Genomic DNA, 18,699 nt, shown 5'->3' on the forward strand with positions numbered 1-18,699 from the left:
GTCTTTTAAATTTCCAACTCTTCTGCCTCACCCTGAGGCAGGATTAACAGGTTTTCATCTGGCTGGTTTTTCTTCAGCTGACGCTGTTTCGTTCAGCGGAACAGCGTTCCAGCCCGCATGGTTGAGCCCTCTCAGGTAAAATCGTCCATATAATGAGTATATAAACATTGCACCTTTCGCCCAGAGTTCGCGGTGAAGCGGTACAGTCGGCAATTGTGGTGAAACAAAGGCGCGAGGCTCGTGTTGGCTGAGTCAAGGAAGCGCGGATTATACTGCGCAGCTGCCGATGGCCGCCTATAGTGAGCCAGAGGTCGCAGCATTCCTTGTTATGTTACACCGTATAAGGAGGAGACTCTGCACATGACCCTTTCCAGCAAACTTCTTGCTACTACCGTTTCCGCTGCCGCCCTCATGTTTGGCGCAGCAAGTGCGCAGACATCAGATGTTTCAACCGCCACTGAAGGCGACTATGTCAGCCTTACCGGTACCGTCAATTCCGTCGAGGAAGACAGCTTTACCGTAGATTATGGCACCAACATCATCGAAGCCGAATTCGATGACCTGTTCTCGAGTGTAGAGGTTGATGAACGCCTGTCGCCGGGCGACCGCGTGACGGTTTATGGCACAGTCGACGATGACTGGTTCGAAGGACGGGTGATTGATGTCGATACCGTCTATTCATCCAGCAGCTATACGGTATATGGCGCCAATGATGTTTCAGCGAGCCCGCTATACTATGTCGATCCGTATCCTGCCGACGCTACAACAGGTACGTATATCACGCTTGACGGAGAGGTGACCAATACACGGGGGCAGTCCTTCGTGCTGAACACCGGGGGCACAATGATCGATGTGGAGACTGACCAACTGGGTTACAATCCTCTTGATGACATGGGTTCTCAACAGATCGAGACTGGTGACCGCGTCACCGTCGTCGGCACCCTGGAAGACCAGTTGTTCGAAGATTCGGTTCTCGTTGCAGATGTCCTGTATTCCCAGAATCTGGGCATGAACGAACAGCAGACCAGCTGGAACCAGAATAATGCTCAGGACACAGCCATGAACAACAATCAGCAAGGCATCTCCACTCAGCAACAGCGCAGTGCAGACGTGAGCGATCGCCAGCTCAATGCTGGTAGTGACAACCAGTATGGCCAGCAGACTGCGAACAACAACAGCGCAATGACTGCCGACAATAACCGTCAACAGACCGCGCAGACCGAACAGAGCTGGACTCCGGTCGAGGAACGTTTCAACCAGACCGAGTTCGCAATGCTCGATGCAAATGGCAATGGTACCGTTTCGCAGCGTGAGTTTGTCGAGGAAATGAGTGATCCTGCCAATATTACCCGTAGCGAAGCGCGCCGTCTGTTCGATGTGGTTGCGCGCAATGACAACACGCTGACGCGTACGGAGTTTGTTACCCCGTACGATGAAGCTGAAAATGTTTCAGAGAATGTTGTTGATCGCGAGACGCGATAGAGAGATCTATTGAATCATTCAGGGAAAATGGCCCCACGGAGGGGCCATTTTCATGGACCGGATAGTCCGGCGAATTGTAGAAAAGCGGCATCCGGTTTCCCGGGTGCCGCTTCTGTCTGTATTGGTATCAAATCAACTACCGGTGCAGGTCGAACCGGTCGAGCTCCATCACCTTGGTAAAGGCAGCGACAAAGTCCTTTACGAATTTGCCGCCGCTGTCCGATTGCGCATAAACCTCCGCGATAGCGCGCAGCTCTGAATTGGACCCGAAAACGAGATCCGCACGTGTCGCTGTCCACCTGGCGTTGCCGCTCTTGCGGTCACGGCCTTGAAAGGTTTGCTCGTCGTCGTCGGTTGCTACCCATTCGGTACTCATGTCGAGCAGGTTGACGAAGAAGTCATTGCTCAGTGAACCTACCTTATCGGTGAATACACCATGAGCTGTGCCGCCATAATTTGCGCCGAGCGCACGCAAGCCACCGACCAGCACCGTCATTTCCGGTGCCGTCAGGGTCAGAAGCTGGGCACGGTCAAGCAGGAATTCTTCCTGCGTCATCGAATAGCGCTTCTTCTGATAGTTGCGGAAGCCATCGGCGACAGGCTCCAGTGGCTCAAAGGACTCAACATCGGTCTGCTCGTCGGTCGCATCGACGCGGCCGGGAGTGAACGGTACCTTGATATCGTGGCCTGCATCCTTCGCAGCCTTTTCGACGGCAGCGCAGCCACCGAGAACGATCAGGTCGGCAAGGGAGACTTTCTTGCCGGCCTCGGCGGATTTGTCGAAATCAGCCTTGATGCCTTCAAGGGCAGACAGCACCTTGGCGAGCTTTTGCGGCTCGTTGACCTCCCAGTCCTTTTGCGGGGCCAGACGGATACGGGAACCATTGGCACCGCCACGCTTGTCAGACCCGCGGAATGTCGAGGCCGATGCCCACGCTGTCGACACCAGCTCGGATACGCTGAGGCCCGTGTCGAGGATCTTCCCCTTGAGCGAGGCAATGTCGCTGTCCTCGATCAGCGCATGATCGAGATCCGGCAACGGGTCCTGCCACAGCAGGTCCTCTGCGGGAACGTCCTTACCCAGATAACGGGCTTTCGGGCCCATGTCGCGGTGGGTCAGCTTGAACCATGCCCGGGCAAAGGCGTCGGCGAATTCCTCCGGGTTCTGCTGGAAGTGACGGGAGATCTTCTCGTATTCAGGGTCCATGCGCATGGCCATGTCGGCGGTGGACATCATGATCGGTACGCGCTTGGAGGGATCTTCCGGATCGGGCGCCATGTCCTCTTCCTTCAGGTCCTTCGGATGCCACTGCCATGCACCCGCAGGGCTTTGGGATACTTCCCATTCATATTTGAACAGGACATCGAAATACCCCATGTCCCATCTGGTCGGGTGCGCGGTCCACGCGCCCTCAAGGCCGGACGTGATGGTGTCGCGGCCCTTGCCGCTCTTCCATGTAGAGAGCCAGCCAAAGCCCTGGTTCTGGATCGGTGCGCCCTCCGGTTCGGCACCGACATTGTCTACCGGGCCGGCACCATGTGTCTTGCCGAAAGTATGACCGCCAGCCGTCAAGGCGACGGTCTCATAGTCGTTCATGGCCATGCGCGCGAAAGTCTCGCGAATATCATGGCCCGATGCCAGTGGGTCCGGCTTGCCATCCGGGCCTTCCGGGTTGACGTAGATCAGGCCCATCTGCACCGCAGCCAGCGGGTCCTCCAGTTCCCTGTCACCTGAATAACGGGCGAGTTCATGGTCGCTGGTTGCCAGCCACTCGTTTTCCGCACCCCAGTAGACGTCTTCTTCTGGCTCCCAGACATCGGCCCGGCCGCCGCCAAAGCCGAAAACCGGTCCGCCCATGGATTCGATGGCACAGTTGCCAGCGAGGACATAAAGGTCCGCCCAGGAAATCTTGTTGCCGTATTTCTGTTTGATCGGCCACAGGAGACGACGGGCCTTGTCGAGGTTACCATTGTCCGGCCACGAATTAAGTGGCGCAAAACGCTGCTGGCCGGTGCCGGCACCGCCGCGCCCGTCGCCTGTGCGGTATGTCCCTGCAGAGTGCCAGGCCATGCGGATGAACAGACCGCCATAATGCCCGTAATCCGCTGGCCACCAATCCTGGCTGTCAGTCATCAGCGCCATCAGATCATTTTTCAGGGCATCGAGGTCGAGCGTCTTGAATGCTTCGGCATAGTTGAAGTCTGATCCCATCGGGTCGCTGAGTGCCGAATTCTGGCGCAAGATTTTCATGTTTAGCTGGTTTGGCCACCAATCCCGGTTCGACCTTCCGCCATGTTTTGTATGCATGCCGCCGCCTGCACCAAACGGGCATTTGCCTGGGCTGTCACTGCCGTCCATAGTCTTTCTCCTTTCGCGTGTTCTTCCCTGCTCTTATAAAAATACGCCTTCAGGCTGTACTCTACCAATCGATTATGCCGTTCTGGAGTATCTGGAAAATCATACCGCACTGCGGTATGGCCTGGGTCTCCCTGACTGATATATGGGTGTCATGGCAGAAGAGTACCCACCTATTATCGTCACGGCGCAGTTCGATGCGCAGGCCGATGACCTGTTCCAGCGTCGGCGGCAGGAATTTTTCCCGCCGCAGCTGAATTTCATCCCGGCTCATCTGACCCTGTTTCACAACCTGCCGGGCGATCGGGAGAGCGAGGTGGTGAAGGGCATCGCTGCCGCGATAGAGGGACAATCGCCAATCACGGCGCAGGTGCCGGAGCTGATGTCGCTTGGCCGCGGTGTCGCCTATCGCATCGTCTCCGACGACTTGAAGGCGTTGAGAGGCCGCATGATACAGCGGTTCGACGGCATGCTGGTAAAACAGGACCGTCAGGGCTTCCGGCCCCATGTGACCATCCAGAACAAGGTATCGCCAGGAGAGGCCAAGGGGACCCGTGCCATTCTGGAACAGGACTTCGCGTCTTTCCCTGCGAAGATCGAAGCGATTCAGCTCTGGCATTACCGCGGTGGCCCCTGGTCACCTATCGGCGTACTGCCGCTTCAGGGTTAACGAAACCTTACTTTTCCCAGCAATCATGCGGTGTTGACCTCGATACAAGCAGGGCGGGCGCCAGCCTCCGCATTGCGTGCACACCTCAAACGGCACGGCGTTTGAATTATTCCCTTCGAAGGCGAGTGAGCGGCCAGACGGGCTGGCGGCCTCTCGCGGGGAAATGGTGGCAGGTCCGGCTCGCGCCGGGTGTTGAGAAAGGTAATTGAGAGATGGCACATCCGATTGACTTGCATGTCGGCCAGCGTCTGCGTCAGCGGCGTTGTCTTCTGGGCATGACGCAGCAAAGGCTCGCGGAAGCGGTGGGGATCAAGTTTCAGCAGATCCAGAAATATGAAAGCGGCGCAAACCGCGTATCGGCATCGCGCCTGTGGGCGCTCGCCAATGCGCTGGAAGTATCGGTCTCCTATTTCTTCGATGATCTGTCGCAGACCAAACCGAATGGTTCCTTTGCCCACTCAGCTGCCGGTGGCCTGGCAGAAGATCAGGCTGCCCTGATCGAGCCGGAAGTGCTTTCCGAAAAGGAAACCATCGATCTCGTCCGTGCCTATTACGGCCTGTCGGAGGAGCCACGTCGGCGCCTCCTGGACCTGGCCAAGACTCTGGCTGGCGCAGCTTGATTAAGGAATTGCGGCCGGGTGCGTATTACCCGCCGCGATGATACCGCCACGGCAACTCGCTTGTCTGTCTCCTCATCTGTCTGGCGGTATTCGGGATAACGCGGTGCTCTTTCAAGGGTGCCGCGTTATTTCGTTTCTGGCTGGTCTCGCCATAAAAATGCGGCTACCCCTGACATCATGACTGATGCCGAATTTGAAGAATACACCGCCTTCGCCCGCGAGCTGGCCCTGCGCGCCCGCGTCGAGACCATGCCGCGCTTCCGTCAGGGCCTCGCTATCGACAACAAGCTGGCGCAGGAGACGGGTGAAGCCTTCGATCCGGTGACGGAAGCCGACAGGGAAGCAGAACGGGTAATCCGTTCCCTGATTGAAAAACGCTATCCCGATCATGGCATACTCGGTGAGGAATTCGGCGAAAAGGAAGGCGATGGCAATATTCGCTGGGTGCTCGACCCGGTAGACGGCACGCGCGCCTTCATTTGCGGCGTGCCAAGCTGGACGACGCTGATCGCGCTGGAGGTCGATGGTCACCAGAAGGTAGGCGTGATCGACATGCCGTGGCCGGGGGAGATGTATATCGGCGGGGCCGGTGGTGCCTGCCTGATGACCGGGCAGGACAAATGGCGGATCGCTGTTTCCGGTGAGAAAGACCTGTCCCGCGCCCGGCTTTCAACGACTGACCCAAGGGCAGGGGAATGTTTCACAGCCGATGAAGCAGATGCTTTCATGGATATCGCCGGAAAGGTCCGTGTGACCCGTTTCGGCCTTGATGCCTGCGCCTATGCGCTGCTCGCGGCGGGACATCTCGATCTGGTCATCGAAGCGGGCCTGCAGCGTTATGACGCCGCAGCGCTGGTGCCGGTGATCGAAGAGGCGGGGGGGGTCGTGACCGACTGGCGCGGTCAGCCGGTGACGGGGGACTGGGAAAAGCCGCTCGAAGAAGGCGGACAACGTGGCCGCCTTGTCGCTGCAGCCAGCCGGGAATTGCTGGATAGCGCGCTTGAGCGCTTAGGCGCTCTTTAACGCTCAATAGGCCGAGCGCCGACAGGCCTGTACCAGCCGAACGACTTCCGGCCCGCCTGGCAAACGCAGCGTTTCCGATCCATCAGGGCCTGAAACGGCAAACCTTGCTGCCTGCGCTATATCATCGACAAACATGTCCTCCAGCGAGATGCCGGTGGTCACGAGGGGCATCGGTCCATCCGTAGACTGAACGTAGTATTTCCGGCTTCCCTCCGGCGTCACGATGGTTATCTCGGCGGTATCCGGATCAACGACTTCAGCCGCTCTCTGAACTATCAATTCGTTCACTTCGGTGTCGCACCACAGGGAGAAGATGGCATCCGTGCTGGGTGGGCCATACAGCGCTGCCGGGTCACCTGCCTTGTAGACCCATTCGCCTTCAGAATAGGCACCGGTCAATAAAGTGTCATCGACGGAGATATTGTCAGGCGTATCCTCTATCGCACTCTCTGCGTCCTGCGCCTGCTCGGCTTGCCGTGCGTTTTCCAGCGTCGTGTCGGTTTCATTGTTACCGCACGCGGCAACCAGCGCCACAAGGCCCAGTGAAAGGATCAGTCGTTTCGGCATGTATCTCTCCGTCGTTCCTCGGATAGTATTGCGGAAACGATTTTATCATGCATCCAGTTCCCGGCCTGGCAGTGGAACTGCAGTATCTGACGTGATGGACGGAAGATCAGGGCAGTGATAGATTATGCCAGTGGCCAGCCGTCAATGCTGGCTGGTACGGTCCGCGAGGGGCGGAACAATCAAGGAGGGAACAAATGTCTGAAACGAAAAAGAAAACACCGGTCTGGTTCTGGATCGTCGCCGTGGTGGCGCTATTGTGGAACCTGCTTGGTGTGCTCGCCTATATCGGTACCGCATTCATGATGGGCAATGAACAGGTGCTGTCCACGATGGAGCCGGAGATGCGTGAGCTGTACGAGAATATCCCAGCGTGGTCGACGGCGGCCTTTGCCATTGCCACCTTTGCCGGTCTGTTCGGCGCCATCCTTCTGCTGATGAAAAACGGGCTTGCCCGCATCCTCTTCATCATATCGCTGATCGCGGTACTGGTGCAGGACTATTACAGCTTTGCCGTGGCAAAGATGCATGAGATCACGGGACCGACGGCATTCATCATGCCTGTGATCGTGATCCTCGTCTCGCTGTTCCTGATCTGGCTGTCAGGCAAGGCAGCGAAGGACTTCAGGTAAATGCATTTTCATGGATCCGTCAGCGTACGGATGCCATGCCCTGATTGGCAAGGGCGTCAGCGCGTTCATTGCCCGGGTCGCCGGCATGGCCCTTGACCCATTTCCAGGTGATGTCGCGCTTGGAACAAAGCTCGTCGAGTTCGATCCACAAATCCTGGTTCTTGACCGGTTTTTTCGCTGCCGTCTTCCAGCCATTGCGTTTCCAGCCATGAATCCACTGGGTCAGCCCGTTTTTCAGATACTGGCTGTCGGTGTGCAGGATGATCTTCCAGCCGGGCTTGACTGCCTTCATCGCCTCGATCGCGGCCTGCATCTCCATACGGTTGTTAGTGGTGTCTTTATCACCGCCGCACAGCTCCTTTTCGCGCTCACCCTGGATCAGCAACACGCCCCAGCCGCCGGGGCCGGGATTGCCGGAACAGGCACCGTCCGTATACACCTCGACCGTTTTAGTCATCAAGGAGGTTCCGGAACTCATCGGAGCGGAAGAAGCGCGACTTCTCGGCATATTCAAGCGGGTCCTTCACGGTTACGAGGGCGTTCGGTTCCTGATTCAGCCAGTCATAGAGGCGTGTCAGCAGGAAGCGCAATGAAGCACCGCGCGCGAGCAGGGGTAAGCTCTTCTTTTCAACATCGCTCAGGCCGCGCGTCGCCTCATACCCCTTTATCATCGCTTTCGCGTGGCCGGGGATAAAGTTTCTCTTCGCGTCGAAGCACCAGCTGTTCAGGCACACGGCGAGGTCATAGGCATAGAAATCAGTACACGCAAAATAGAAGTCGATGATGCCGGTGATGTCATGGCCTGTGAACAGTACATTGTCGGGAAACAGGTCTGCATGAATGACGCCGCGGGGCAGGTCATCGCCGCCGGGCCATTCTTTGTCCAGCGCCGCCATCTCTTCATTGATGAAGGCATTTAGCCCATCGGAACATTCATCCGCCCGCCCGGCGCAACGCTCGATCAGTGTCTTCCACCCGTCGACTGAAAGATTGTTCTCTCGCTTGCCGTCAAACCCGGCGGTCGCCTTGTGCAGGCGGGCGAGCATGATGCCGAGCGCGGCGCAGTCTTCCTCGTCGGGCTGGTCCTTGGAGACACCGGTGACGAACTGGATCAACGCGGCCGGGCGGCCGTTGAGCGCCTTCAGAGCTTCGCCCTCGCGATCGGCAACTGGCGCGGCGGTGGGCAAGCCGGCTTCCACCAGATACTGCATCAGCGACAGGAAGAAGGGCAGTTCCTCGGCATTCACCCGTTTCTCGTAAAGGGTCAGGATGAACCGGTCGCGGTCGGTTTCGAGATAGAAATTGGAGTTCTCCACCCCCTCGGCGATGCCCTTGAAGGTGCGCGGCATACCGACGTCATAGGCACTGAGAAAATGCGCCAGCTGCGTGTCGGAAACTTTGGTGTAAACGGCCATGGCAGAGCTTATGACGCGAGGGCGCGCGGCAGCTTGAAGGTGACGTTTTCGCGGGCGGTGGTCACTTCCTCGACGGTCACGTCATAGCGCTCCTTCAGGGCGGTGATGATGCCCTGGACGAGGCTTTCGGGTGCAGAGGCACCAGCGGTCAGGCCGACCGTTTCCGGCCGCGCGGCGGCAAGGGCATCCCAGTCGAGTTGCTCGGCGTTGTCGGTCAGGACCGAGAAGCGGCAACCATGGCGCTCGCCCACCTCGACGAGACGTTTCGAGTTTGAAGAGGTCTGAGAGCCGACGACGATCAGCGCATCGGATTTCTCGGCGATCGCCTTCACCGCGTCCTGCCGGTTGGTGGTCGCGTAGCAGATATCGTCCTTGTGCGGCAGGCGGATCTCGGGGAAGCGGCGCTTCAGGATTTCTACGATTGACGCCGTATCATCGACCGACAGCGTCGTCTGTGTGGCATAAGCGAGGCGGGACGAATCGCGCGGCACAAAGGTCTCGGCATCTTCTTCGGTTTCGATCAGGGTGATCGCCCCCTCCGGAAGCTGGCCCAACGTACCGACGACTTCCGGATGGCCGGCATGACCGATCAGCAGCACTTCCAGCCCCTGATTGTGGTGACGTTCGGTTTCGATATGCACCTTGGAGACGAGCGGGCAGGTGGCGTCGAGCCAGATCATGTTGCGGCGCTGGGCCTCGCTCGGCACGGATTTCGGCACGCCATGGGCGGAAAAGATGATCGGCCGGTCGTCCGGTGCCTCGTCCAGCTCCTCGACAAAGACCGCGCCCATCTCGCGCAGGCGGCTGACGACGGTCTCGTTATGGACGATCTCATGGCGCACATAGACAGGCGCGCCGTATTTCTCCAGCGCCTTTTCAACGATCTCTATTGCCCGGTCGACACCGGCGCAGAAACCGCGCGGCGCGGCGAGTAGGACTTTAAGTGGCTGTTTTTCCATAGCCAGACCCTAACAGGAAATTCCGTTGCACCATACCTTATAAGGGGTTACCAACCATGTTTGTAAAGAATGAGGCAATGGCCGATTTTGCGGCCGCGCTCCACAACCGGCGGGTCGCTCCCGACCTGCCGCACGGGACGGGAAGTAGATGACAAGACTGATCAAGATTTGCACAGGAACCCTCGCTCTCGCCGCCTTGCTCACCGGCTGCTCGACGCTGTCCGACTGGCGCGATTCCGCGAACAAGGAGAACCCGGCCCCGTGCCCCAACGTGATCGTGCTGCAGGATGCCGGCCGCATGGTGCAATTCAGCGGTGAACCGGCGCTGGAAAATGTCGCCTACACTGCCGAGATCACCAATGTCGAGACGACCTGCCGCTATTATGACGAGGAGCCGATCGAGGCAGCCGTCGAGGTGGATTTCGCGTTTGGCCGGGGTCCGCAGGCCACAGCCAGCAATATGGATGTTTCCTACTTCGTTGCCGTTACCCGGATGGATCGCGATGTCATCGTGAAGGAAGAGTTCACCCTGCCGGTTCGATTCCGAGGCGACAGCGCAACGGCGACCCTGTCAGACACGGTTGGCTCGATCACCATTCCGCGGAAGGATTCCTCGACATCCGGCACCAACTTCGAGATCGTCGTCGGCCTCGCCCTGACACGGGAGCAGGTGCTCTACAACCGCTCCGGCAAGAGCCTGAAATTCCCGGATCTCGACTAACAATCACCTGAAGAGGGCCGGTCTTTCGCCGGCTTTACGACCCATGGCAGTTTTATCACTCGCAGAACGTCTGTCGGCCATTGCCGGGCAGGCGTTTCAGGCAGAGGGGCTGGATGTCGCTTTCGGGCGGGTACAGGCCTCAGACCGGCCTGACCTGGCGCAATTCCAGTGCAATGGCGCCCTTGCCGCCGCCAGGCAGGCAAAAATGAATCCGCGCGCCATTGGCGAGGCTGTGGCCGCTCGTTTGCGTGAGGAGAATATCTTCGCTGACGTTTCCCTCGCCGGGCCGGGCTTCATCAACCTGACCCTGACCGACGAGTATCTGGCCGATTTTGCCGCGCTGGTCGCCGGCGACGCGCGCTCCGGCGCCTGGGCCAAGGATACTCCTGAGACAGTCGTCATCGACTATGGCGGGCCGAATGTCGCCAAGCCGCTGCATGTCGGGCATCTGCGCGCCGCGATCATCGGTGAGGCGCTGAAGCGCCTCATGCGCCTTGCAGGCGATGATGTCACCGGAGATATCCATCTGGGTGACTGGGGCAAGCAGATGGGTCAGCTGCTCATGGCCGTGCGCGATGAGATGCCGGACCTGCCGTATTTCGACAAGGATTTCACCGGGCCTTATCCGGAGGAGAGCCCTGTATCGCTGGATGATCTTGCCCGGCTTTATCCGCAGGCCTCTGCCGCCTGCAAGGCCGACCCGGCGAAGAATGAGGAAGCCCGGCGCATCACGGCAGAGCTGCAGGCCGGACGCCCCGGCTATATCGCCCTTTGGCGGCATTTCGTGACCGTCTCCCATGTCGGGCTTCGCCGTGAGTATGACGATCTCGGCGTCACCTTCGACCTGTGGAAGGGGGAGTCCGACGCTCAGCCCTTCATCGAGCCGCTGGTAGGGTTGCTGGAAAGCAAGGACCTGCTGGAGGAAAGCGAGGGGGCACGGATCATCCGGGTCGCGCGTGAGGATGATTCGAAAAAGATCCCGCCGCTGATCATGATTTCCCAGGATGGCTCTGTGCTCTACGGGTCGACCGATCTCGGCACGATCTGGGATCGCAAGCAGTCCATCAATCCGGACCGGATCATCTATGTCGTCGATGCGCGCCAGTCGCAGCATTTCGAGCAGGTTTTCCGCGCCTCCGACCTGATGGGCCTGTTCCCGGAGGATCGTCTGGAACATCAGGGCTTCGGCACGATCAACGGGCCTGACGACAAGCCCTACAAGACGCGGGAAGGCGATGCCCTGCCGCTGCGCGTGCTGCTGGACCAGATGAAGACAGGGGCGGTGGATCGCGTCAATGCATCATTGTCAGAGCGCGGATATTCGAAAGAGGAACTCGCCGATATCGCGGCCAAGGTCGGCATGGCGGCGCTGAAATTCGCTGACCTGTCGAACCCGCGGACCACGAACTACATTTTCGACATCGACAAGTTCCTGTCTTTTGAAGGCAAGACGGGCCCTTATCTTCTGTATGCAGCTGTCCGCATCAAGTCGGTGCTGGAACGGGCGGGCATGGCAGAGCAGGGCAGTGCAATCATGATCACGCAGGATGCCGAGCGCGACCTCGTCCTCTCGCTCGCGGCCTTTCCGGATGCCATGCGCCAGGCCTATGAAAAACGCATGCCCCATATCCTGTGCGACCACGCATGGCGCCTCGCGCAGAGCTTCTCGAAATTCTATACCAATTGCCGCATCGCCGATGAACCTGACGCAGGCATCAAGGCATCCCGGCAGGTGCTGGCGCGCACGACAGGCGAGCAGCTCGAGCTGATCCTCGGCACGCTCGGCATTGAGGTGCCGGATCGGATGTAAGCGCATATTGTGCACATTCTTCGATCAATTAGCCCCTCAGTTGCGCATTCATTGCGCCATGCGCAAGCAACCGCTCTTTTAACGGTGTGGTATTAAATCAACACCTCTTCGATGGTGTGATGCATTGCAGCATTTATGACAGCAATGTTCCAGGACTGTAATATTTCTGTCGCACTCCGCGCCTAAGAGCAGCACCAATGGCTCGTGCCAGAAATCCATTTCAATTTGGGGAATCCTCTCGATGAAACTCAACAAGCTTCTTGTGGCGGGTACCGCCGCCATGGCTATCACGGCGGCCTGGGGCGGGTCTGCTGTCGCTCAGGAAACCACGTCCTCTATCCGTGGTACCGTCACTGACGAATCCGGCGCGCCGATCTCCGGTGCCAGCGTTTCCATCATCAACGAAGACACCGGCTTCAGCCGCACCCTGTCGACGTCCGGCAATGGCCAGTTCTCCGTGCGCAACCTTCCGGTTGGCGGCAACTACGTCGTTATCGTCGAGAGCGCCGGCTTCCAGGGCGAGCGCGTGGAAGACATTTCGCTCAGCATTGGTGACACGACGAGCCTCACCTTTGACCTCGGCGAAGAAACTGGTGGCGATACGATCATCATAGTCGGCCAGCGCACTGTCGGCAGCGAAGTGGCAACCGGTCCGTCGACCAGCTTCGGTCTCGAGACGCTTGAAACCACACCGTCCATCAACCGCGACATCAAGGACGTGGTCCGTCTCGATCCGCGCGTTTCCCTCGACGCCAATGCCGGCGGTTCCGGTGGTACTGACGGCATTCTGTGTGCCGGTGCCAACCCGCGCTACAACTCGCTGACCGTCGATGGCCTGCGCCTCAACGACGCTTTCGGCCTGAACTCCAATGGCTATCCGACTGTCCGTATTCCGTTCTCCTACGATGCGATCGAGCAGGTTTCCGTCGAGCTGGCTCCGTTCGGTGTCGAATACGGCTCCTTCACGGCTTGTAACATCAACGCCGTTACCAAGTCCGGTACGAACAGCTTCCATGGCGGTATCTTCTACGATTTCACCAATGACAGCCTGATCGGCGATTCCGCCGATGGTGTGGACTTCGACAATGGTGAATTCGATGACTATCGCTGGGGCTTCAACGTCGGTGGCCCGATCATCAAGGACAAGCTGTTCTTCTTCGCTGCCTACGAGAAGCTGAAAGAAGCCGAACTGTTCGGTGGCAACAGCCTCGAAGCCGTTGGTATCACGCAAGCCGAGTATGACGAGATCGTCGAAATCGCTCGTGACGTCTATGGTTACGAAGTATCCGGCCTGCCGAATGCCCTGGATGCAGAAGACGAGAAAATCCTCGTAAAACTGGACTGGAACATCAACGATTTCCACCGTGCATCGTTCACCTACAACTACAATGACGGCTTCACCAACGATCCGTCCGACAGCTCCGGCGGTCAGCTTTCCGAGCTGAACCACTTCTATTCCCGCGGTGGCGAACTGAACTCCTACTCCGGTTCGGTCTATTCCGACTGGACTGAAAACCTGTCGACCGAGTTCCGCCTGAGCTATATCGACTTCGTCAACGCTGTTCAGCCGCTGGGCGGTCTCGATCAGTGGGGTGAAGTCCAGATCCGCAACCTCGGCCCGGCCGGCGACAACAACAACACCTTCTATCTGGGTGCTGACGACAGCCGCCACGCAAACAGCCTCGCTTACGAGCTGCTGACCTACAAGGCCAAGGCAGACTACCAGGCTGGCAACCACCTCCTGACTTTCGGTATCGAGCGCGAAGAATACGACATCTTCAACCTCTTCGTTCAGGAAGTGAAAGGTGAAGTGACCTTCGAAGACGATGGCGGCCTGTCCTCCATCGAGAACTTCCGTCTCGGCAACTATGCCGACTTCATCTACGAGAATGCAGCCGGCACCAACGACGCCAACGACGCTGCTGCTGCCTTCACCTACGAAATCACAACGGCCTATATCCAAGACGAGTGGCAGGCGACCGACCTGCTCAACATCGTCGCCGGCATCCGTGCTGATTTCTACACGTCTGACGACAAGCCGAAGTACAACCAGCAGTTCCACCAGACATTCGGTTTCCGCAACGACGACAACCTCGATGGCAAGTCCGTGATCCAGCCGCGCGTTGGCTTCACCTACGACTACAGCGACAATGTGTTGTTCCGTGGTGGTTTCGGCCTGTTCTCCGGTGGTAACCCGAACGTCTGGATCTCCAACAACTACTCGAACAACGGCGTAACCCAGTTCGAATTCGGCGATTTCAACGGCGGCAACCTGTTCACTGACCTGACGTATTCGGGCGACAAGCGTCCGTTCTACGACATCCCGGATGAGCCTATCGCAGCTGTTGCAGCTGCCGCCGTCTCCGGTCCGGCCAACGCTCTCGACCCGGATTTCGAAATCCCGTCTGAGTGGAAGTTCAACCTCGGCATGACCTACGACTTCGACGGTTACTATGACTGGATGGGTCCGAACTACACCCTGAACCTCGATGTCCTGTATTCGAAGGTCAAGGAAGCTGCCGTGACCAAGGCTCTCGACTACCAACTGGTTTATGATGCCAATGGCATCACTGGCCCGGATGGTCGTCCGTCCTATTGCGCCACGCTGTTCGACAACGGTTCGTCTGCATCTGACGACGACTGCCCGCGTGCGAACAACCTGATGCTGACCAACGCGTCTGACAAAGGCGATGCATTCGTCATCTCCGCGTCGCTCGCCAAGTCCCACGACTTCGGTCTGGACTGGACACTGGCCTATGCCTACACGGATGCAGAAGATGCCTCCCCGCAGACCTCGTCTACGGCTGGTTCCAACTTCTTCAACGTGGCAACGTTCGATCCGAACAACCTCGTGACAGCAACGTCCGACTACGAGATCGCGCACCGCTTCACGCTGGCTGCCAATTACGAGAAAGAATTCTGGCCGGAATACCCGACCACTTTCTCCCTCGTCGGTATCCTTCAGGAAGGCCTGCCTTACAGCTACACCTTCTCTTCCAACGACATCTACGAAGACGGTTCGAGCCGTCAGCTGATCTACGTACCGACCGGTGCGAACGATCCGCTGTTCAATGCCGCTGCTTCCGATCCTGGTATCCTCGACCGGATTTACGCGACCGACGGCCTCGGCGACTATCGTGGCCAGATCGTTCCGCGTAACGAGTTCGCTGCCGACTGGTGGACGAATTTCGACCTGCGCATCAGCCAGGCCCTGCCGGGCGTATTCGAGGATCACAGCACAGAGATGTTCATGATCATCGAGAACGTCGGCAACCTGTTGAACGACGAGTGGGGTGTCCTTCGTGATACTGACTTCCCGGCGACCGATCTGTTCGACGCTCAGATCGACGCAAACGGACGTTACGTCTACTCGAACTTCATCGAAGACGCCAATGAAGGCACGATCGTCGACGAAGCTTCGCTGTGGTCTATCCGCTTCGGTGTGAAGTACGACTTCTAGTACTGCGTAAGCATCGCATCAGTTGCGTATCGAAAGGGCGGTCTTCGGACCGCCCTTTTTTTCTGCCCGCATTTTGCCCTATTGATATGGGACAAGGCCTCTCGCTTCAGGGTGAAAGCAACAGGGTTGATGAAAACCGGACTGAAAAATCTTGCACAGCATGCGCCGGCAGGGGGTATTCCCCGTGCCGCGATCGCCTGCTTGCGGGCTTTGGCCGCCAGCGCGCTAGCCCTGTCGGCAGGATTTGTCCTCCCGGCCATCGCCCAGGTTACCGGGGAGCCGGCCATCGAGGTCGATCAGCCGGCCCCGCTGCCACAGGCACCTGTCGTCGGCCAGGATGGCACGGGTGAGGAAGAGGGAAATGTTGAGGACACTTCAGGGCAGGACGCACCAGCGACCTCCAGCCTGTTCGGTGTGCCTGCCATTCAGGAAGAGGCCCGTCCGCTTGACCCGTTTGCCGCCATGCTGACCCAGCGCGGCCCCAGCGCAATCCGTCTGTCGAGCCGGACGCCGCAGCTCTACAAGACGACAGAGGGCGACGAGACGTTCGTCTTCCAGACCGATGGCAGCTACGGCTTCATCCGCTTTCCGTGTGACGGGGGTGAAGAAACGCTGGAGTGCTCGCTGCTGTCTGGCCGCAGGGCAGAGGAAATCCTGATCCTCGATGCGACTCGCTCGCCGCGCGGGGATGTCACCTATACCGACCAGAGCGGCGCGGCTGTGCTGCGTGTAACCTCCAACGGCGGTGCAACGCTGTTCGCGCCGGAAGACGGGTTCGCCGGGTATGAGGACGATTCCATCGTGCCGCTCGGCGGTCGCGCTGTACTGCCTGTCGGCAAGGTCGGCGGAACGCTGAAATCGCCGCCCATGGCCTATGAGATTGCTGCCCAGCGCATGCGCCGTGCCTCCGAGGTGATCGAGCAGCGCCATGGTTTCTACATCACCTTCATGGCGCCCGGCACCTATGCCGGCAATCAGGCTGTGCTCGCCGACGCCGTTCTGACGACCGCCAAAGGGATCGATCATGTCGCTGCCGATCCGCTTGGCGCGCGCATCGTGGCCGAGCGCCTTGCGGTCGTCGAGTTCGTGCCAGATGCCGAACCGTCGATGAAGCTGCAGGACGGCGCGCTGACGGTCTATTATAACCCGGCAGCTGGCCTGCAGGGGCGCCCGTCCTCTCTTGCGGTAACCCGCTACCTGGAAGGCGCCCTCTAGGCGATTTGGCGCATTTTGGCCGCGATCAGGCCGTTGCCCTGTCCCATTCATGGTTTATTGTCTTTCTCCCGATAGGAAGAAAAGTTGATGAAAAGCGTGTTGTTCAGATCCGTTGCCCTCGCTGCCGGCATTGCCGCTGCCGCCGTTTCGGCTGCGTCCGCGCAAAGCCCGCTGAAGGAGTTGCGCGCCCGTCAGGCCGAAGAGCGCCAGCTCGCCAGCGAGGTTGCCTATACCAGCAATATCTGCAGCGCGCGCATTTCCTCACGCATCGACTGGAACCGCGCCAGTAACTGGCCGGCGGATGAAAGTCTTGCCGATGCCTGTGACGACGCCCTTGGGGCGATCGAAGCGATCTGCCGGAGCGGCGATTCCGAGAAGGTCGCGAAAAACATCTCTTCCTTCACCTGCACCGGCGATGGTGCCGGACCGTCTCTCAGTGGATCAACACTCACCTTCGGCGCACGCCCGGGTGGCAACGGGTTCAGCCAGACCCGGTCCTACCTGCAAGGCAGGCTCTAGGCAGCCAAATCTCAGCCCGGTTGCGGATGCCAGTTGTCCGGCGCCAGCGACCAGTTCAGGAAATGCGATTTCTTCTCGGCACTGACGATCATCAGTGACCAGTGCCCAAGGCTTTCCCATGTGCGCCATTCGGTGTCCTCGACCATGCAGGAATGCTCCCGGCTTTCGTGCAACACGTGAGATCGTGTCGCCCGTCCGCCGTCCGACAGGGTCAGGGTCAGCGGTGCACCGTCGATATGGGTCATGACAAGGCGCCCGCCAGTGCGGTGCCAGGCGGCATACTCGCCGGACCTGATCAGGTAGTGATAGCGCACCGGGTGGGCGACGCTGGTGTCCACGCGGGCATACCAGCCATCGAAGGGATGGGGCAAAAGCCGAAACTCGGCGATAACGTCCTCTGCAGTCAATTGCTGCATCAGAAATTGTCTTTGCGCTGTCGTATCTCGGCAAAGACATCGACGGGGTCAGCGCCGCTCATTTCGATATCAGACTGTAGCGACGCAATGTCGGCGCGCAGGAACGGATTTGTATCCCGTTCAAGGGCAATGGTGGTTGGCACCGTAGGCTCGCCGCGCGCGCGCTTCTCGTCGATCTGGGCGATCCGCTCCATCAGCGCCTTGTTGCCGGTCTCGACCGTCTCGGCAAAGCGGGCATTGGACTGGGTATATTCGTGAGCGCAGAAGACGACGGTCTCTTCGGGCAGGGCACGGACTTTCTTCAGCGATGGCCACATCACCGCCGCAGTGCCTTCGAACAGCCGTCCACAGCCAAGCGCAAATAGCGTGTCACCGACAAAGGCCATGCCGGCAGCCTCGAAATGATAGATGATGTGTCCACGCGTGTGGCCTGGGGTATCGATGACACGGCCTTCAAAACCGCCAAGGCTTACCGTGTCACCTTCATGAACCAGCCTGTCGGCGACGGGGATGCGGCCATCCTCTGCTTTCGGCCCGGTTACGGTGCAGGCCCATCGCTCCTTCAGCGCTTGATTGCCGCCAGTATGGTCCGGGTGCCAGTGCGTGTTGAAGATATCCGTCAACTGCCAGCCGCGCTCTTCCAGGGCGACGTTCACAGCATCTGCGTCTGGCGTGTCTATTGCCGCGCAGCTATGGGATTCAGGATCATGGACCAGGAAGCCGTAATTGTCAGACAGGCAGGGAAACTGGCTGATCTGAAGACCGGCTATCTGGTGGAAGAACGACATTTTAATCCTTTCGGCGTGGTCTCACCCACATTAGTTTAGCGTTGTGGCC

General features: G+C 58.8%; 17 protein-coding genes. 10 read left to right on the forward strand and 7 right to left on the reverse strand.

Features of this window, described 5'->3' with window-relative positions:
- Nucleotides 1-360 precede the first annotated feature (360 nt).
- Nucleotides 361-1,482: a hypothetical protein gene (locus tag FF098_RS12795; RefSeq protein ID WP_155141072.1), complete on the forward strand. Its 1,122-nt coding sequence runs from the start codon at nt 361-363 to the stop codon at nt 1,480-1,482.
- Between the two features lie 136 nt (nt 1,483-1,618).
- Here the strand turns inward: FF098_RS12795 and katG are convergent, their stop codons facing one another.
- A complete protein-coding gene (gene katG, locus FF098_RS12800; protein ID WP_155141073.1) occupies nt 1,619-3,841 on the reverse strand; it encodes a catalase/peroxidase HPI in 2,223 nt (740 codons plus the stop codon).
- Between the two features lie 151 nt (nt 3,842-3,992).
- On the opposite strand from katG, the gene FF098_RS12805 reads away from it, so the two are divergent.
- From FF098_RS12805 to FF098_RS12815, 3 genes are all read left to right on the forward strand, one after another.
- Nucleotides 3,993-4,508, forward strand: a complete 516-nt coding sequence (locus FF098_RS12805; RefSeq protein ID WP_166426516.1) for a 2'-5' RNA ligase family protein — start codon at nt 3,993-3,995, stop codon at nt 4,506-4,508.
- Nucleotides 4,509-4,720: 212 nt separating this feature from the next.
- On the forward strand, nt 4,721-5,128 hold the full coding sequence (locus tag FF098_RS12810; protein WP_155141077.1) for a helix-turn-helix domain-containing protein: 408 nt from the start codon (nt 4,721-4,723) through the stop codon (nt 5,126-5,128).
- Between the two features lie 177 nt (nt 5,129-5,305).
- Entirely contained in the window at nt 5,306-6,151 is an 846-nt protein-coding gene (locus tag FF098_RS12815; protein WP_155141079.1) for an inositol monophosphatase family protein, read from the forward strand.
- Between the two features lie 3 nt (nt 6,152-6,154).
- Here the strand turns inward: FF098_RS12815 and FF098_RS12820 are convergent, their stop codons facing one another.
- Nucleotides 6,155-6,718: a hypothetical protein gene (locus tag FF098_RS12820; RefSeq protein ID WP_155141081.1), complete on the reverse strand. Its 564-nt coding sequence runs from the start codon at nt 6,716-6,718 to the stop codon at nt 6,155-6,157.
- 194 nt (nt 6,719-6,912) lie between these two features.
- Between FF098_RS12820 and FF098_RS12825 the strand changes: the two genes are divergently transcribed.
- Nucleotides 6,913-7,347, forward strand: a complete 435-nt coding sequence (locus FF098_RS12825; RefSeq protein WP_155141083.1) for a hypothetical protein — start codon at nt 6,913-6,915, stop codon at nt 7,345-7,347.
- A gap of 19 nt (nt 7,348-7,366) precedes the next feature.
- On the opposite strand, the gene rnhA is transcribed toward FF098_RS12825, so the two are convergent.
- From rnhA to ispH, 3 genes are read right to left on the reverse strand one after another with little or no spacing between them, the layout of a single operon-like run.
- The gene (gene rnhA / locus FF098_RS12830; protein WP_155141085.1) at nt 7,367-7,804 is read right to left on the reverse strand and encodes a ribonuclease HI; all 438 of its coding nucleotides are present in this window, start codon (nt 7,802-7,804) and stop codon (nt 7,367-7,369) included.
- Nucleotides 7,797-8,762, reverse strand: coding sequence for a homoserine kinase (gene thrB, locus FF098_RS12835; RefSeq protein ID WP_155141087.1), 966 nt, complete (start codon nt 8,760-8,762; stop codon nt 7,797-7,799). The genes rnhA and thrB overlap by 8 nt, the downstream gene beginning before the upstream one ends.
- Before the next feature lie 8 nt (nt 8,763-8,770).
- Nucleotides 8,771-9,721 carry a 4-hydroxy-3-methylbut-2-enyl diphosphate reductase gene (gene ispH / locus FF098_RS12840; protein WP_155141090.1) on the reverse strand — a complete coding sequence of 317 codons (951 nt, stop codon included), beginning with the start codon at nt 9,719-9,721 and terminating at the stop codon, nt 8,771-8,773.
- Nucleotides 9,722-9,869: 148 nt separating this feature from the next.
- On the opposite strand from ispH, the gene FF098_RS12845 reads away from it, so the two are divergent.
- The 5 genes from FF098_RS12845 to FF098_RS12865 all read left to right on the forward strand — a co-directional run bounded on the left by FF098_RS12845 (nt 9,870) and on the right by FF098_RS12865 (nt 17,446).
- The gene (locus tag FF098_RS12845; protein WP_155141092.1) at nt 9,870-10,442 is read left to right on the forward strand and encodes a hypothetical protein; all 573 of its coding nucleotides are present in this window, start codon (nt 9,870-9,872) and stop codon (nt 10,440-10,442) included.
- 43 nt (nt 10,443-10,485) lie between these two features.
- Entirely contained in the window at nt 10,486-12,252 is a 1,767-nt protein-coding gene (gene argS / locus FF098_RS12850) for an arginine--tRNA ligase (RefSeq protein ID WP_155141094.1), read from the forward strand.
- Between the two features lie 241 nt (nt 12,253-12,493).
- Nucleotides 12,494-15,712, forward strand: a complete 3,219-nt coding sequence (locus FF098_RS12855; RefSeq protein WP_188544109.1) for a TonB-dependent receptor — start codon at nt 12,494-12,496, stop codon at nt 15,710-15,712.
- A 129-nt stretch (nt 15,713-15,841) separates the two neighbouring features.
- The gene (locus tag FF098_RS12860) at nt 15,842-16,927 is read left to right on the forward strand and encodes a DUF4908 domain-containing protein (RefSeq protein WP_155141096.1); all 1,086 of its coding nucleotides are present in this window, start codon (nt 15,842-15,844) and stop codon (nt 16,925-16,927) included.
- An 87-nt stretch (nt 16,928-17,014) separates the two neighbouring features.
- Nucleotides 17,015-17,446 carry a hypothetical protein gene (locus FF098_RS12865; protein WP_155141098.1) on the forward strand — a complete coding sequence of 144 codons (432 nt, stop codon included), beginning with the start codon at nt 17,015-17,017 and terminating at the stop codon, nt 17,444-17,446.
- A gap of 11 nt (nt 17,447-17,457) precedes the next feature.
- Here the strand turns inward: FF098_RS12865 and FF098_RS12870 are convergent, their stop codons facing one another.
- A complete protein-coding gene (locus tag FF098_RS12870; protein WP_155141101.1) occupies nt 17,458-17,862 on the reverse strand; it encodes a cupin domain-containing protein in 405 nt (134 codons plus the stop codon).
- Nucleotides 17,862-18,650, reverse strand: coding sequence for a hydroxyacylglutathione hydrolase (gene gloB, locus FF098_RS12875; protein WP_155141103.1), 789 nt, complete (start codon nt 18,648-18,650; stop codon nt 17,862-17,864). The genes FF098_RS12870 and gloB overlap by 1 nt, the downstream gene beginning before the upstream one ends.
- Nucleotides 18,651-18,699 lie beyond the last annotated feature (49 nt).

It is taken from the genome of Aquisalinus luteolus, from assembly GCF_009712425.2.
GTDB lineage: Bacteria > Pseudomonadota > Alphaproteobacteria > Caulobacterales > Parvularculaceae > Aquisalinus > Aquisalinus luteolus.

Bases quoted from the DNA above. Each gene is read 5' to 3' on its own strand.
- FF098_RS12795 (WP_155141072.1), top strand. From the start codon at position 361: ATGACCCTTTCCAGCAAACTTCTTGCTACTACCGTTTCCGCTGCCGCC.
- katG (WP_155141073.1), bottom strand. From the start codon at position 3,841: ATGGACGGCAGTGACAGCCCAGGCAAATGCCCGTTTGGTGCAGGCGGC.
- FF098_RS12805 (WP_166426516.1), top strand. From the start codon at position 3,993: ATGGCAGAAGAGTACCCACCTATTATCGTCACGGCGCAGTTCGATGCG.
- FF098_RS12810 (WP_155141077.1), top strand. From the start codon at position 4,721: ATGGCACATCCGATTGACTTGCATGTCGGCCAGCGTCTGCGTCAGCGG.
- FF098_RS12815 (WP_155141079.1), top strand. From the start codon at position 5,306: ATGACTGATGCCGAATTTGAAGAATACACCGCCTTCGCCCGCGAGCTG.
- FF098_RS12820 (WP_155141081.1), bottom strand. From the start codon at position 6,718: ATGCCGAAACGACTGATCCTTTCACTGGGCCTTGTGGCGCTGGTTGCC.
- FF098_RS12825 (WP_155141083.1), top strand. From the start codon at position 6,913: ATGTCTGAAACGAAAAAGAAAACACCGGTCTGGTTCTGGATCGTCGCC.
- rnhA (WP_155141085.1), bottom strand. From the start codon at position 7,804: ATGACTAAAACGGTCGAGGTGTATACGGACGGTGCCTGTTCCGGCAAT.
- thrB (WP_155141087.1), bottom strand. From the start codon at position 8,762: ATGGCCGTTTACACCAAAGTTTCCGACACGCAGCTGGCGCATTTTCTC.
- ispH (WP_155141090.1), bottom strand. From the start codon at position 9,721: ATGGAAAAACAGCCACTTAAAGTCCTACTCGCCGCGCCGCGCGGTTTC.
- FF098_RS12845 (WP_155141092.1), top strand. From the start codon at position 9,870: ATGACAAGACTGATCAAGATTTGCACAGGAACCCTCGCTCTCGCCGCC.
- argS (WP_155141094.1), top strand. From the start codon at position 10,486: ATGGCAGTTTTATCACTCGCAGAACGTCTGTCGGCCATTGCCGGGCAG.
- FF098_RS12855 (WP_188544109.1), top strand. From the start codon at position 12,494: ATGAAACTCAACAAGCTTCTTGTGGCGGGTACCGCCGCCATGGCTATC.
- FF098_RS12860 (WP_155141096.1), top strand. From the start codon at position 15,842: ATGAAAACCGGACTGAAAAATCTTGCACAGCATGCGCCGGCAGGGGGT.
- FF098_RS12865 (WP_155141098.1), top strand. From the start codon at position 17,015: ATGAAAAGCGTGTTGTTCAGATCCGTTGCCCTCGCTGCCGGCATTGCC.
- FF098_RS12870 (WP_155141101.1), bottom strand. From the start codon at position 17,862: ATGCAGCAATTGACTGCAGAGGACGTTATCGCCGAGTTTCGGCTTTTG.
- gloB (WP_155141103.1), bottom strand. From the start codon at position 18,650: ATGTCGTTCTTCCACCAGATAGCCGGTCTTCAGATCAGCCAGTTTCCC.